The 15,534-nt window shown below is 42.6% G+C and carries 14 protein-coding genes; 9 read left to right on the top strand and 5 right to left on the bottom strand.

Annotated features, from left to right (window positions below; translation table 11 throughout):
- Positions 1–659, top strand: a 659-nt coding sequence (locus V7K60_RS32895; protein ID WP_334932135.1) for a tetratricopeptide repeat protein, incomplete at its 5' end; no start/stop codon positions are given.
- A gap of 146 nt (positions 660–805) precedes the next feature.
- Positions 806–1,057 carry a hypothetical protein gene (locus tag V7K60_RS32890; RefSeq protein ID WP_334932133.1) on the top strand — a complete coding sequence of 84 codons (252 nt, stop codon included), beginning with the start codon at positions 806–808 and terminating at the stop codon, positions 1,055–1,057.
- A gap of 207 nt (positions 1,058–1,264) precedes the next feature.
- Here the strand turns inward: V7K60_RS32890 and V7K60_RS32885 are convergent, their stop codons facing one another.
- The 3 genes from V7K60_RS32885 to V7K60_RS32875 all read right to left on the bottom strand — a co-directional run bounded on the left by V7K60_RS32885 (position 1,265) and on the right by V7K60_RS32875 (position 4,252).
- Positions 1,265–1,981 carry a pirin family protein gene (locus V7K60_RS32885; protein WP_334932131.1) on the bottom strand — a complete coding sequence of 239 codons (717 nt, stop codon included), beginning with the start codon at positions 1,979–1,981 and terminating at the stop codon, positions 1,265–1,267.
- Between the two features lie 534 nt (positions 1,982–2,515).
- Entirely contained in the window at positions 2,516–3,088 is a 573-nt protein-coding gene (gene dps, locus V7K60_RS32880) for a DNA starvation/stationary phase protection protein Dps (protein WP_334932129.1), read from the bottom strand.
- Positions 3,089–3,202: 114 nt separating this feature from the next.
- Positions 3,203–4,252, bottom strand: coding sequence for an aldo/keto reductase (locus tag V7K60_RS32875; RefSeq protein WP_334932127.1), 1,050 nt, complete (start codon positions 4,250–4,252; stop codon positions 3,203–3,205).
- 646 nt (positions 4,253–4,898) lie between these two features.
- Here V7K60_RS32875 and V7K60_RS32870 point away from each other — a divergent pair.
- The 7 genes from V7K60_RS32870 to V7K60_RS32840 all read left to right on the top strand — a co-directional run bounded on the left by V7K60_RS32870 (position 4,899) and on the right by V7K60_RS32840 (position 14,265).
- Positions 4,899–5,504, top strand: coding sequence for a Uma2 family endonuclease (locus V7K60_RS32870; protein WP_334932125.1), 606 nt, complete (start codon positions 4,899–4,901; stop codon positions 5,502–5,504).
- A gap of 126 nt (positions 5,505–5,630) precedes the next feature.
- Positions 5,631–6,038, top strand: a complete 408-nt coding sequence (locus tag V7K60_RS32865) for a thiol-disulfide oxidoreductase DCC family protein (protein WP_334932123.1) — start codon at positions 5,631–5,633, stop codon at positions 6,036–6,038.
- Between the two features lie 403 nt (positions 6,039–6,441).
- On the top strand, positions 6,442–8,289 hold the full coding sequence (gene treZ, locus V7K60_RS32860) for a malto-oligosyltrehalose trehalohydrolase (protein ID WP_334932121.1): 1,848 nt from the start codon (positions 6,442–6,444) through the stop codon (positions 8,287–8,289).
- Positions 8,290–8,580: 291 nt separating this feature from the next.
- Positions 8,581–11,397 carry a malto-oligosyltrehalose synthase gene (gene treY / locus V7K60_RS32855; protein WP_334932119.1) on the top strand — a complete coding sequence of 939 codons (2,817 nt, stop codon included), beginning with the start codon at positions 8,581–8,583 and terminating at the stop codon, positions 11,395–11,397.
- 332 nt (positions 11,398–11,729) lie between these two features.
- The gene (locus V7K60_RS32850; RefSeq protein ID WP_334932117.1) at positions 11,730–13,265 is read left to right on the top strand and encodes a trehalase family glycosidase; all 1,536 of its coding nucleotides are present in this window, start codon (positions 11,730–11,732) and stop codon (positions 13,263–13,265) included.
- Between the two features lie 82 nt (positions 13,266–13,347).
- The gene (locus V7K60_RS32845; RefSeq protein ID WP_334932115.1) at positions 13,348–13,599 is read left to right on the top strand and encodes a BrnA antitoxin family protein; all 252 of its coding nucleotides are present in this window, start codon (positions 13,348–13,350) and stop codon (positions 13,597–13,599) included.
- A gap of 45 nt (positions 13,600–13,644) precedes the next feature.
- Positions 13,645–14,265, top strand: a complete 621-nt coding sequence (locus V7K60_RS32840) for a Uma2 family endonuclease (RefSeq protein WP_334932113.1) — start codon at positions 13,645–13,647, stop codon at positions 14,263–14,265.
- Between the two features lie 299 nt (positions 14,266–14,564).
- Here V7K60_RS32840 and V7K60_RS32835 read toward each other — a convergent pair whose 3' ends face one another.
- Positions 14,565–14,744, bottom strand: a complete 180-nt coding sequence (locus V7K60_RS32835; RefSeq protein WP_334932111.1) for a hypothetical protein — start codon at positions 14,742–14,744, stop codon at positions 14,565–14,567.
- Between the two features lie 533 nt (positions 14,745–15,277).
- Positions 15,278–15,430, bottom strand: coding sequence for a hypothetical protein (locus tag V7K60_RS32830; protein ID WP_334932109.1), 153 nt, complete (start codon positions 15,428–15,430; stop codon positions 15,278–15,280).
- Positions 15,431–15,534: the final 104 nt, after the last annotated feature.

Raw genomic sequence — 15,534 nt, 5'->3', positions numbered from 1 at the left:
AAGGCAAGGCGGCGACGTTGCACCAACTGGGAATGCTCAAAGCCAATAGCGGAGAAATCGAAGAAGCGATCGCCCTTTATCAACAATCCCTTGCTCTGTTTGAACAAATCGGCGATGTCCAAGGCAAGGCGGCGACGTTGCACGAACTGGGAAGACTCAAAGCCAATAGCGGAGAAATCAAAGAAGCGATCGCCCTTTATCAACAATCCCTTGCTATCACTGAACAAATCGGCAATGTCCAAGGCAAGGCGGCGACGTTGCACCAACTGGGAATACTCAAAGCCAATAGCGGAGAAATCGAAGAAGCGATCGCCCTTTATCAACAATCCCTTGCTATCAAAGAACAAATCGGCAATGTCCAAGGCAAGGCGGCGACGTTGCACCAACTGGGAATGCTCAAGGCCAATAGCGGAGAAATCGAAGAAGCGATCGCCCTTTATCAACAATCCCTTGCTATCGATGAACAAATCGGCAATGATGTCCAAGGCAAGGCAATGACGTGGTGGTTAGGACACATAGCAGAGCAACAGGGTGATTACAATCAAGCACTAGATTATTTGCAGCCAGCCTTGGAGATATTGCAGCGTATCCAATCTCCTGATGTTGAGGAAGTTAGGCAAGCTGTAGCGAGAGTGGAAGATTTAATTCGTAATTCGTAATTCGTAGTACCCTACGGGAAGCAAGCTACGTAATTAAGAAATTTAGAATTTAATTCGGCTTTTTAGGTTGGCATCTGTCGTCTATTTTGAAGAATTTCTGTAAGCGATCCGTCTATTTTGAGTTAAGCTGACTCATCCACGAGCCTTTGATACTCGTCGTCGAGTCTTTTTTACTCGTCGTCGAGTCTTTTTTACTCGTCGGCGAGTCTTTTTTACTCGTGAGCGAGTCTTTGATACTCGCGCGAGAGTCTCTGATACTCGTCGGCGAGTCTTTAATACTCGTGCGAGAGTCTTTGATACTCGTCGGCGAGTCTTTGATACTCGTGGACGAGTCTTTTATACTCGTGGATGAGTCTTTGATACTCGTTCACCAGTTTTTTAGACTTGTGGCTTGGTAGTCAGAGATTGCGATCGCCATAATTCACCCTAAAGCACATCCTAAATCAAAGAATCTGGATCTGCACCAAGCGCTCTGAGACGTTATGCTAGGATTTCCAGTGATTTTCTTTACCTTCACGGAAACCGCAAACATACTTAATTCGTAAACGTAATATTACTGAGTAAAAGGCTCATCTAAATGAGCCTTTTACCAGAGAAAGGAGATATTAGCCTAAATCGAAAAGCAAGATTTCGCCGCCGATATTAGTGCTAATTTCTAGCTGTTCTTCACCGTTGATTTGCACACCGTCACCGGCTCTGAGTTCCTCACCATTTAAGTCAACTATGCCTCGCGCTACTTGTAACCAAGCATAACGACCAGGTTTTACTTGATAATTAACAACATCACCATCCTCTAAAACAGATGTATATAAATCAACATCTTGGTAAATTGTCACAGCACCATCACGCCCATCTCTAGCAGCAATTAAGCGGAGTTTGCCGCGCTTTTCTTCTAGAGGAAAAGTTTTTTGTTCATATCTTGGTGTCAATCCTTGTCGCTCAGGAAGAATCCAGATTTGTAGTAAATGAAGTGGTTCAGTTGGCGAAGGATTAAATTCGCTGTGGCTGATTCCAGTACCAGCACTCATAATCTGTACATCACCGGGATGAATTATCGAGCCAGTACCCAAGCTGTCTTTATGCTCTACTGCACCTTCTAAGACATAAGTGAGGATTTCCATGTCGCGATGACCGTGGGTAGGGAATCCAGCACCAGGGGCCCCGCGATCGTCGTTAATCACCCGCAGAGAGCGAAATCCCATCCGGTTAGGATCGTAAAAACTACCGAAGGAAAATGTGTGATAAGTATCGAGCCAGCCCATATTAACGTGACCACGGGAATTGCGATCGTGAATTAAGTGGGTAATTGTATTTTGAGACATAAATTTACCTCGTTGTTAATTGTTTTTAGAAGAATTTAGAATTCAAAATTTAGAATTCTGCTTGAGTAGAACTAATTTGTAACTATTTAAATAGTAAAGTATATACATATAAAATGAAAAGTACGCACTTAAAAGTGGCGTACTTACCAAAAAGATACTGTGAAATTTGACAGATGTTTTCAATTGAATAAAAAACACTCTTTGAAAACTAAATTACTGCAATTTCAATTTTTGTACAACCAGATTATCTGCTAGGGTGTATTAAGACGCAGATCAAAAATCCAATCGAAGTGTCTAAGGTAATGTGAATTCGACGGTTCATATAGTGTCCGTTTAATTAGCCCAATCAATAACCTCTCCCTAGTTTTACCACGTAAAAGTGTCCCTCTCCAACTCGGAAAGGGACACTTTTGTGCTTTAGTTCTAGGTAGAAAGTTTTGTAGCGCTCACATAAGATACATACCCTTATAATAGGGTGCGTTAAACTTTAGTTTAATGCACCCTATTAGTAAATCAAGTGTCTTTCAAAAGTGCTTAATTTACACTAGCAGGTATCTTTTGAGTTTGAGTAATACCCGCTTTGCCATTCTCTGCCTTAATTTCTGCTACTTGCAGATGAGCTTCTAAGAACCAGAGTCGTTTGTCAATGGTGCGAGAAATTTCGGTGTAAAGGTCAGCGGTATCAAGATCACCTAATTCATCAGTTTTATCGATCGCTTCCCGGAGATGTTTACCATAGGATGCATAGCGATCTGCCAAGGCTGTCACATGGTCTTTGCCATCCAAAATATCTAAGGGGTATTCTGGCAGGATGGAATTACTAGCTGCGGCGCGAACTGTTCCGAAAGCATATCCGCCTAAAGCTGTGACGCGTTCAGCTATCAAATCGATGTACTCTTCCAATTCCCCAGCAAGTTCATCAAATAATAGGTGTAGCTGATAGAAGTCAGTTCCTTTAACATTCCAGTGCGCTTGCTTTGCTTGGGTTTTTAAATCCGAAGTAGCTGCCAAGCTTTGGTTGAGAAGTACCACGATTTGCACTCGCGCTTCAGCGGGAATGTCAATACGAGTGGGGTACAAACGTGATGTAATGGTGTTGTCGCTCATAGTTCTACGTTAATGCCTTTTGCATTTAACTTTATAGATTTTGGTTGGCTGTGCGAAACTCTCTGACGACAGATTATATTAATGGCTGAATATGTTACTGGTTATGACTATTAGTTAGATACGATGGTTTTCTATGGTATTGAATGTACCACCGAAAAGGCGATCGCGAATTACATCATTGTGCAAAAAGTCATGGGGAAAACCTAGTTCAATTTGACTGACTTCATCTAAGCGTTGCAGATGTTCTGGCGAGAGACTGACTTCTATTGAAGCTAAGTTATCTTGAAACTGCGTTAACTTACGTGCGCCAATGATCGGAATAATCACACCACTTTGAGCGCGTAACCATGCTAATGCTACCTGTGAAGGTGTATGGCCAATTTCTGCTGCAACTTGACTAACAACTTGCGCGATCGCTAAATTCTTTTCAGAAACTTCTCCCCCTAAAGTTTCGAGTCGCCCTTGTTCGCCGCCTGCTTGAGAAGGCTGATTGTATTTACCTGTCAGCACACCACCACCCAAGGGCGACCACGGTGTTACTGCTAAATCCAAAGCTTTTGCCATCGGAATCAAGTCCCGTTCTGGTGTTCGCTGAATTAAACTATACTCAATTTGCAGGGCGACAAACTGCGTCCATCCTTGATAATGGGCAATGGTATTAGCTTGGGAAACAATCCAAGCGGGTGTGTCAGAAATGCCAATGTAAAGTACTTTACCTTGACGTACTACATCGTCAAGCGATCGCAAGACTTCTTCAATCGGTGTTGTGAAATCCCAAGCGTGCAACCAGAATAAATCAATATAATCGGTATTCAGGCGTTTGAGACTACCTTCCAAAGACTGAATTAAATTCTTGCGATGGTTTCCACTGGCGTTAGGATCGCCCTTTTTGTCATTCATTTGCAAGGGAAAGGAATATTTTGTCGCAACTACAAAGCGTTCCCGTTCTTTAGCAATCAACTCACCGACAATTTTTTCACTGCTACCATCGGTATAACCGTTGGCGGTGTCAATGAAATTGCCCCCTGCTTCTACATAGCTATCAAAAATTTTCCGACTTTCGTCAACAGATGCACCCCAACCCCAATCTTCACCAAAGGTCATGGTTCCCAAAGAGAGTTCAGAGACTCTTAACCCGCTTTTGCCCAAGAGTTTGTATCTCATGAATATTTTCTCATTAATGAAAAAACTAAGCAAATACCATTCCAAAGGCATGATAACTGGAAATCGAGGGGATATTTGAGGACAAGCCTTTTAGTATTTGTATTGTCGTGCTATTTAAATGCGAGGGTCGCCTTGCAATACGGTTCGGATAAGATCCCCCTGCCTGCGGCAACCCCCTTTTTAAGGGGGTAAAGAGGAGAAAAAGCTCCCCTTTTTAAAGGCAGGGCTGATTCATTCCATTTAAAACAGGATTTGTCAAGATGGTTAGCAAGAAAATTGTAAGTAAGCGTGACGAACAGACGAACATTTAAGCACTGAAATATCAGTAAAATAGTTGGTTTCATCGGTACGCCAGTAACAAAATAACTAATTTTTCATTGCTAGAACCCTTGATTTTTAAAGCTCTTTGGGGAATGAATCAGCCCTGCTTTTTAAGGGGGTTGGGGGATCTTCGAGAGACAAATATGTTAACCGAACCGTATTGGACCGCATTAATAATGTAATGGCTTGCATTATTAATGCAGTGGCTGCTTTGTGAATGCGGCCGCCTTGTAAATGCGATCGCTTCCAAAAATTAACCCACCTTTCCTGTACTTTGCAATGGCAGTCGCTACAATAAGCCTACCTCAAGTCAAAACAAGACATAATGACCTACATTTCACCCAAACTGCTTACCTTTGAGGAGTTTACCGCCCAATATGGTGACAATACACGTTACGAATTAATCGACGGACAATTAAGAGACATGGAATCTACAGGACCACACGAAGCTGTTGCAGGTAATATTGCTGGTAGAATCTATGTTGAAATTTTTAATTCTAATTTCAACTGGCTAGTTCCAAAAACTAGTCTGATTAAACCACCTGCGGCTGAAGCTACAGCACTGCGTCCTGATGTAATTGTTTTAGATAAAGCAGAACTTAGTAAAGAACCACTTTGGCAAAAAGAACCGATTATTTGTAACGGCAATACAATTAAACTTATTGCTGAAGTTGTGAGTACTAATTGGCAAGACGATTATGCAAGAAAAGTGGAAGAATACGCTTTTCTTAACATCCCAGAATATTGGATTGTGGACTTTCGTGGTTTGGGTGGATTGCAGTTTATCGGCAATCCCAAACAACCAACCTTTACCGTTTGTCAGTTAGTTGACGGTGTGTACCAGCAGCAACAATATCGCTTAGGAGATACTATTTCTTCTGATATATTGCCAAATTTACAACTTAAGCTAGACGACATTATGCATATTTGAATTGGGGATTTGAGGTTGGAGATGATTCGGTGAGGCAAGAGCGATCTCTACGGTTTTCTAAGCTAGAATACCAAAGTTGTGTTTAGACACATCCGACAAGTCAATTGCCAAAGAGCCATTATTTTTATGAATTACTACGTAATCTACGACGGAAATTGTAATCTCTGCGTTACCTTAGTGCGCTCGCTAGAAACCTTAGACCAAGGAAAGCTCTTTCGCTACAGTCCCATGCAAGATGAGCAGACACTTTTAAAGTGGGGAATTTCAGCCCAAGACTGCGAACAGGGGATGATTTTAATTGATGGCAATCAACCTCAGAGACGTTGGCAAGGTAGTAATGCAGCAGAAGAAATTGGGCGGTTATTGCCAGCAGGAAGTATATTTGTAGACGCTTATCGAGCATTACCGGGGATGAAATGGGCAGGCGATCGCTTTTACGAACAAATCCGCGATAACCGCTATGCACTTTTTGGTAAGCGTTCTAACACGTATGAGTCAGTATACTGTGTGGATGGTAGCTGCAAGTCAACTTAAGTTAAATATGTAGTTAAAAACCGCAGCTACACCAGGCCTTACCCCCCTGCGTGGGTTTCAAAATTCCTACCTCCTGTCTCTTGCCTCTCAATACTGTTGGTTAAGGCAAGAGAGGCGATGAATCGCCATCTCTACAATAATCAGTTTTGCGATCTAGAATTTTCATCACAAAACCTTGACCAAACTGTATTGCCCTGTCTGTTTATTTGTCATGAGACAGAATTATTTTATTTAAAAATCCGCCTCCAGATGCTAGCAAAAAGTCTGCTAGACCAACCATTATGCTATCTGGCGTGTTTATAAACATTGTACAATCAATGACATTTGCGATCGCTATAAAGCGGGCGGGTACGCCATCGCGCCACAATTCGGCACAACAAAGAGTTTGACGGGAGGATACTGCGTGAAAATTGGTGCTAACTACTTGGGTAACGGAGAGTGTGAATTTACAGTTTGGTCTCCGCTATTAGACAGCGTTACGGTAAAAATTTTGACGCCAGAACAGCAGTTAATTCCCCTCAAGCCTCAGTCTGAGGGATACTGGCACACGAAAGTCAACGATGTATATCCAGGTACGCTTTATCAGTATGTCTTGAATGGTCAAGACACCTTTGCCGATCCGGCGTCGCAGTATCAACCGGAAGGGGTGCATGGGCCGTCGCAAATTATCGATCATGATTTTGAGTGGACTGATGAAGGCTGGACGGGTGTTCCTGTGGAGTCGATGATTTTTTATGAACTCCATGTTGGGACATTCACGCCGGAAGGAACTTTCACCGCGATCATTCCCCGTTTACCAGAGCTGAGGGAACTAGGAATTAACGCCATCGAAATCATGCCTATCTCTCAGGTTCCGGGAGACACTCATATTGAGGCAACTCTTGCATATCGCAACTGGGGTTATGATGGCGTTTACCCTTATGCTGTGCAAAATTCCTATGGTAGTCCAGCTGAACTCAAGCAACTGGTAAATGCTTGCCACCAAAATGATATCGCCGTTGTGCTGGATGTGGTATATAACCACTTTGGGCCAGAAGGCAACTATATGAGTCAGTTCGCGCCCTACTTTACTCAAACCTATAAAACGCCGTGGGGTGAAGCGCTGAATTTCGATGATGCCCATAGTCAGGGTGTGCGAAATTATTTTATCGAAAATGCGCTGTACTGGTTGGGTGAGTTTCATATTGACGCATTGCGGTTGGATGCCGTTCAAGCAATTTATGATTTGGGCGCTAAACATTTTTTGTGGGAATTAGCGGAAGCAGTTCATCATTTCTCACAACAAGGGCAAAGATGGAAACGCCATCTAGTTGCCGAAAGTGATATGAATAATCCGCAATTAATTCGTCCAGCAGAATTGGGTGGATATGGACTCGATGCTCAGTGGAGTGATGATTTCCACCATGCATTGCACGCACTTTTGACAGGCGATCGCCAAGGATATTATCAAGATTTTGGGCAGGTTGCTGATCTGGCAAAAGCTTATGAAGATACTTTTATCTACGATTGGAAGTACGCACCACACCGCAAGCGATTTCATGGTGTATCTTGCCGCGATCGCCCTTCATCACAGTTTTCTGTCTGCATTCAGAATCACGATCAAATCGGCAATCAAATGAAAGGAGAACGCCTCAGTCAGCGGATCTCTTTTGAAGGATTAAAGTTAGCTGCTGGCGCTGTGCTGCTGTCGCCCAACTTACCCCTGTTATTCATGGGAGAAGAATACGGCGAAACAGCACCCTTCATTTACTTTGTCAGTCACTCCGATCCTGATTTAATTCAATTAGTTCGCGCCGGACGCAAACAAGAATTTGAAGCATTTCACTATGCAGATGATCCCCCAGACCCAGAATCAGCAGAAACTTTCCTAAAGTCTAAACTTAATTGGGAATTACGCAATGAAGGAAAGCACAAAATGCTGTGGGATTGGTATCGTCAGTTAATTAATTTACGTAAGACGCATCCAGCCCTTTTGAATCAAGACCGCAATTTCATCCAAGCGACTAGCGATAAAGAGAAGGATTTGGTTATCGTGCGTCGTTGGTGCGAATCGAGTGAAGTCATATTTGTGATGAATTTCAATTCATCGGCGGTGACAGTGACTTTGCCGTTTGAGCAAAATGCTAATAAATTGTTAGACTCGGCTGATACCTCATGGTCTGGGCATGGTTCTGAAGCCCCTGAACATCTGTCTGTGAGCCAAGAAGTGAAATTGCAACCTACTAGTTTAGTACTCTATGAAAAAGGATGAGAGGGAGAGTTAGAACTTAAAGTTTCACCTTAATAACCTCAACGTTCGAGTAAAAAGGCTCAACGTTCGAGCAAAAAGGCTTAACGTTCGAGCAAAAAGGCTTAACATTCGAGCAAAAAGGCTCAAACTCCCTCACCTCTCATAAACAATTTCAGATAAGATCCCCCCGCCTGCGGCGACCCCCTTAAAAAGGGAGTAATCGGAAAAAGTCCCCCAATTTATCGGGGGGATCTTTGAAAGACAAACATCTTAACCGAACCGTATCGCCCCATCTCTCATTAGAACAAACTCATGCGAATTCCTACCGCCACTTATCGAATTCAGTTTACACCTCAGTTTGGCTTTGACAACGCTAAAGCGATCGCAGCTTATCTAGCAGATTTGGGTATCTCTGATTTATATGCCTCCCCCATTTTCAAAGCCCGATCCGGGAGTACACACGGCTACGATATAGTAGATGCCACTCAACTGAATCCAGAACTGGGAACCAATGAGTCCTTTGATGCATTAGTTGATGAAATCCAATCCCTTGGTATGGGCTGGTTACAAGATATTGTGCCCAACCACATGGCCTATAGTAGCGAAAACGATTACTTGATGGACATATTGGAACACGGCCCAGATTCCAGTTATACCGACTACTTCGACCTTTCTTGGAATGCACCCTTCGGCGATCGCCAAGAGCGAATTCTCGCGCCGCTACTGGGAGATTTCTATGGTGTATCCCTGGAAAACGGACACATTCAACTGCAATACGAACAGAACGGTTTAACTGTCAACTATTACAGCTTGAAATTGCCACTCCGCTTAGAATCTTACACAAAATTTATCACCTATAATTTAGGGAAACTCACCCGCACACTGGGACGCAATCACCCCGATTTTATTAAGCTTTTGGGGATTCTCTACATTCTCAAAAATGTGCCTTCAGAGGTGGCGGGTAAACAGCGACAAGACCAGATTGCATTTATTAAAGGATTAGTTTGGGAACTCTACACCACAAACGATGCCATCCGTGAGTTCATTGACGAAAATATCGAAACTTTTAACGGAGAACCCGGTAATTCTGAAAGCTTTAACCTTTTAGATGAATTACTAAAAGACCAGTTTTACCGTCTTGCTTTTTGGAAAGTCGGTGCGGAGGAAATGAATTACCGCCGTTTCTTTACTGTCAACGAACTGATTTCTGTGAAAGTTGAAGAAGTACGGGTTTTTAATAATACTCATAGCCTAATTCAAAAGCTGGTTGAGGAGGGCAAGTTTACAGGTTTACGCATCGATCATATTGATGGACTTTATAACCCAATCCAGTATCTCGAAAGGCTGCGGGAAAAAATGGGTGATGTTTATATTACTGTTGAAAAGATTTTAGAACTCACCGAAGAACTACCAGAAAACTGGGGAATTGAAGGAACATCTGGATATGACTTTCTCAACTATGTAAATGGCGTATTTTGTCAATACGAAAATCAAACACAGTTCGATAAAATATACCAAAACTTTATCGGTTCCAGAGTAGATTATGCATCAGTAGTGAAGGATAAAAAACACCTGATCCTAGAAAAGAATTTAGCAGGTGATATTGACAGTTTGGCTCTTTTATTAAAAAATATCTCCAGCAAATATCGCTATGGCAATGATTTTACGCTGAATGGATTAAAAAGAGCGATCGCTGAAGTTTTGACACTGTTCCCGATTTACCGTACCTATATTACGCCCGATGGAATTGGAGATAGCGATCGGGCTACCATTGAGGAAGTAATTCGCCAAGCCAAAGAACAAACGCCCCTGTTGCAGCACGAACTGACCTTTATTGAAAAGTTAATGCTGTTAGAGTTTGATAATTCTCTGACTCAAACAGAACGCGAACAATGGATATATTTTGTCTTGCGAATGCAGCAATACAGCGGCCCGCTAATGGCAAAAGGCGTAGAAGACACCACATTATATGTATACAATCGCTTGCTGTCATTGAATGAAGTCGGGGGTAATCCCGGTCATTTTGGGATTCCAGTAACCAAATTTCATGCCTTTAACCAACAGCACCAAGCAACCTGGCCACACACCATGAACACCACCGCCACCCACGACACCAAACGCGGCGAAGATGTGCGAGCCAGATTGAATGTCCTCTCAGAAATCCCCGATGAGTGGGATCAGCAGGTAAATACTTGGAGCGCCATTAATCGAGGACATCGTAGCGATGGCTTTGCCAACCCCTTCGGTGTACGCCACGGCTTCGCTATACCCGATCGCAACGATGAGTATTTTCTCTATCAAACCCTAGTGGGGGCGTTTCCTTTTGCCGAACACGAACATGAATCCTTCGTGGAACGGGTGAAGGATTATATAATAAAGGCAATACGAGAAGCAAAAGTGCATACAGCCTGGTTACGGCCTGATAGCGAGTATGAAGAAGCTTGCACTTCCTTTATAGGGAAAGTACTCGATCCTGCCATCTCCGGGGAATTTATAGAAGCCTTTCGTCCCTTTCAACAGCGAATTGCAGATTATGGCATATTCAATTCTCTTTCCCAAACTCTACTGAAGATTACCGCACCCGGCGTACCCGATTTATACCAAGGAACGGAACTTTGGGAACTGAGTTTAGTCGATCCAGACAATCGCCGTCCCGTGGATTTTGAACAGCGACGTACTTACTTAAGCGCCATCCGCGAACAGGCAAAAACAGACATTCTTGGACTAATTCAGGAGTTACTGAACAACAAAACAGACGGTAGAATCAAACTGTTTTTAACGGCTCAATTACTCCAAGCCAGAACAAACTATGTCTCATTATTCCAGGATGGCGACTATCTGCCGTTAGAAGTTCAGGGAACCTACGCCAATCACATTATCGCCTTTGCGCGGCGCGAGGGGAATCAAACAGCGATCGCGATCGCGCCACGCTTTTTAACTAGCCTCATCCAGCCTGGAGACAATCCCTTGGGCGAGTCAGTTTGGCAAGATACGCATCTGCAATTACCCTCTGGAACTTCTCACTCCTGGAAAAACGTTCTAACTCAGCAATCCTTAAAGGCTACAGAAACCCTATCTATCGCAGCAGCCCTCGCTCATTTTCCAGTTGCGTTGTTAGTCAGTGATTAAGGGGTATTGGGCAAAAGAGGCAGAGGGGTACAGGGACAGAGGGATAGAGGGGTAGAGGGGCAGAGAGAGGGGAAGACTTACTGCTCCACTGCTCCCCATCTAGCCGTATCAAGGTGATATGTAGATTGAATTTCGTATTTGTTCAACTCAAATCTTCACTTGTTCCTTTAAAATTCTGAAAATTCCGAGTACTGATCTCGAAGTTGCGAGTTCTGAGCTAGTAATGAAATAGAAGTTGCAGTCTCATCCAGACTCACCTTGATAGAGCTACTCCCTGTTTTTAGTCCTTAGTCTCTATTCCCCAGCCCCCATTTTGAATTTTGAGATGAATTATGACGACTCCAACTTATACCGACACTCCACCAGCACTTACCACCGCGCAGATTGACGCCGTGCGCCTCCACATTAAAAAAACGTGGAAAACTTTGACGCGATCGCACGAACACTTATTACAATCTGCAAGGGATACCAAACTAGAGCACAAAAAAGATACTAGTTGGATTGTCTACATTTCCCCCTTAGAAGATTCTCCCAAGGTTCAAAGTGTGTTGGAGCGATCGCTATCTCCCAAAGATATGCAATGCCTGGAAATTCGCACTTTGCCAAGTGAAGTGGAGGCGATTAAAGATCACGGATTGTTGTACCTACCAGGGCCTTATGTCGTACCAGGTGGTCGTTTTAATGAAATGTATGGCTGGGACAGCTACTTTATATTACTGGGACTTTTGCACGATGGGGAATTAGAACTAGCGCAAAGCCAAGTAGACCAACTGCTGTACCAGGTGCAGAATTACGGCATCGTCCTCAATTCTAACCGGACTTATATGCTGTCGCGATCGCAGCCTCCTGTCCTCAGCATGATGGTTTTGGCATTATTTGAGCACACCCAAGATGAGGAATGGTTAAGGGCAACCGTACCCTTGTTAGAGCAATTTTACTATTACTGGGTAGTTCCGCCCCATTTGAATGCTGCAACCGGCTTATCTAGATTTTATGCCTTTGGGGAAGGACCCGCGCCAGAAGTTGTGTTCTCTGAGCGGGATGAGCAGGGGAAAAGCCACTACGATCGCGTCAAGGAGTACTATAAAACTTTTGAAGTTGAGGATTATGACGTTAGTCTTTATTACAACCAGGAAACTGACCAACTGACCAACCTATTTTACAAAAGCGATCGCACCATGCGCGAGTCTGGTTTTGATATCACCAACCGATTTGGCCCTTTCAGTGCTGATATCCTCCACTACGCTCCTGTGTGCCTCAACAGTTTGCTGTATCAGGTTGAACTTGACATGGCGCAAATTAAGCATATTCTGGGGAACGAACAACTGGAACAAAAATGGAGCAATCGCGCAGATATCCGCCGCGATCGCATCGATCAATTTCTCTGGGATGAAGAACAAGGATTATATTTCGACTACCACTTCCAGAGTGGAAAACGTCGCCGCTACGAATTTGCTACCACGTTCTATCCTCTCTGGTTGGGAATTGCTTCTCCAACTCAAGCCAAACGCGTCGTCAAAAATCTCTCTTTATTTGAAGCCCCAGGCGGAATTTTTACTAGTACTCGTGTCACCGGCAACCAGTGGGATGCACCCTTTGGCTGGGCACCATTGACGTTAATTGCCGTCCAGGGACTTCACCGCTATGGGTATCATACAGAAGGCGATCGCATTGCCAACAAATTTCTCTCTATGGCAGTTAAAGAATTCGAGCGTCACAATACCCTAGTTGAGAAATATGATGTTGAACGCTGTTCTGCCAATGTTTCTGACGAAATCTGCTTTGGGTATAGCTCTAACGAAGTTGGTTTCGGCTGGACAAATGGAGCGATTCTGGAACTTTTAGCAATCGGTGATAAAAAAGTTTAAATAAAAAGGCGTGAGTTTTTTCCTCGCGCCTTTATCTGATTTATTACACTTGACTCTATATTGATTCTGTGGAGAACCTACTATGAGTATCTCGCCCAATCGACTTAAAGAACTCGAAAATATCCCTGATACAGCAATTGATACTTTAGATATTCCTGAATTAGAGCAGCAATTCTGGGAAACAGCTAAAATGATAAAACCTGTTAGCCAAGAAGCCACATTAATTCAACTAGATCAAGATATTCTAGATTGGTTTCAAAGCAAAGGAAAAAGCTACGAATCTCTAATTAACTCTGCTCTTTGCTCTTATATTGAGCATAATTCATCGCTATAACGCCTTACCTTACTGGCTCGTACCAAATCATGAGGAATAATCACAATGGTTCAATCAGCCTCAAAAGTTCTAACTGTTGATGAATTTATTAGCCATTACGGTGAGTGCGAGCGCTATGAACTAATTGATAGTGATTTAATTGAGATGGAACTAACCGGGCCACACGAGCAAGTATCTGCATTGATTGGGCGAAAGCTGAATGTAGAAATTGATCGTCAGGATCTAAGCTACTTTATTCTCCATCGCTGTCTAATCAAACTCTTAGGAACAGAAACGGCTTTTCGTCCTGATGTAATTGTGTTAGACCAAACTCAATTTATTAATGAACCGTTGTGGCAACAACAACCTGTAATTACATCAGGAAACTCAATTAAACTGATTGCTGAAGTTGTTAGCACAAACTGGCAGAATGATTACGCCCGTAAAGTTGAAGATTACGCGCTATTAGGAGTTCCTGAATATTGGATTGTTGATTATTTGGGTATTGGTGGCAGAGAATATATTGGCAAACCCAAACAGCCAACGCTGACAATTTGTACCCTAATAGAGGATGAGTATCAAAAACAGTTGTTTCAAAACAACGATCAACTTATTTCCTCAATTTTTCCCAACTTGCAACTAACTGCACTACAAATTTTTATGGCTGGGCGATCTGTCATTGAGTGAAATGCTGTAAGATGCGATCGCTTTGAGTAGTTTGTCAACTTAAAATTGCTCTGACTTTTCACGGTATTTGGAAAACCTCTCTCTCTAAATCTCTCTCCTAAAAGGAGAGAGACTTTGAAATTTCCCCCCTTCCCGCCACGGGTTGGGGGTTAGGGAGTTAGATTTTTTATGGACTTTTTCAGATAACGTAAAAAGTCAGAAAATTACGTAACTATTCACGCCATCAATTTTATCTTGACAGATGTTAATCAGCCGTTGAAATGCTCAAAGCTTGTATTTTATTTCAACTGTGAAAACGCTTAATTGTAGCAGTTTACATAATCAATAGCTGCCAGCCCGTCGCGATAAGTAGTCCAAGTAATCGAACAGGTTTTTGTTGACGAATAAGCCTCACGAAGTAAATCAGTAACTTCTTGGTACAAAGCATTATCCTTCCACAAACATAGCCAACCTCCAACAGTTGGTAATGTAGGGTTCATTTGAATACATACACCCCTTCCTGCGAACTAACTATTTAGATGATATTCCCTAATTGTACCAGATGCAGTATCAGCCAGAGCTGATATATTACCCAGCATAAATAAAGCACAGGGTAAACCCAAATACTTGAAAAGTTTTGCCTTCATGAACTTTCACTCTTTTGTTATATGATTAAATGTTTAAAATAGACAAAACAAACGTACAATCTTAGACCAAAAGTAGTTTTGGTTACTCTTTTCTAACACCAAACGCAAATATAGCGTTGCAGCTTGAATTTTGAACGCGTAATGAGACTAAAACTCTGATTGCTATATAATTTTTGCAAGATGCCTATTTGTCAGAGAACAAAATGCAGAAAAATTGGAATAGTGGCGTATTAGAATACGCCACTACTTTTGAATAAAGGGATTTAAGTACGAAGCTAAATCTACAATTTTGTGGTTTTCAATTATATGGTTTGCCTAAACTCTCAGTAATTGCCCTCGTCTGAATTCTGAATTTTGACTCCTATTTATCAATGCCGTATCAGCACCTACCAATTATCATCTGTCTCTTCATCGTAAGGCTCACCTGTAAAAGGTTGTACGCCAACAGCAGGATAAGCATCATCCGTAGGGCCAAAAATCCGCATTGCAGCTTCAGAAATATACTGAGTTATGTTCGCAATGATTTTGGAAATATCCATAATATTGGACTCCTTATTTCAAGTTGCTTTAATGGTGATGACTATACTGTAATGCTAATATTCAAAGCTGGCTCTAGTTCTCAATATATTGAGAATATATGCAA

This window comes from Nostoc sp., assembly GCF_036917555.1.
In the GTDB taxonomy this organism is placed as follows: domain Bacteria; phylum Cyanobacteriota; class Cyanobacteriia; order Cyanobacteriales; family Nostocaceae; genus Nostoc.
Note: the sequence above shows the minus strand (reverse complement) of the source record. Positions and strands in the feature narration are given on the sequence as shown.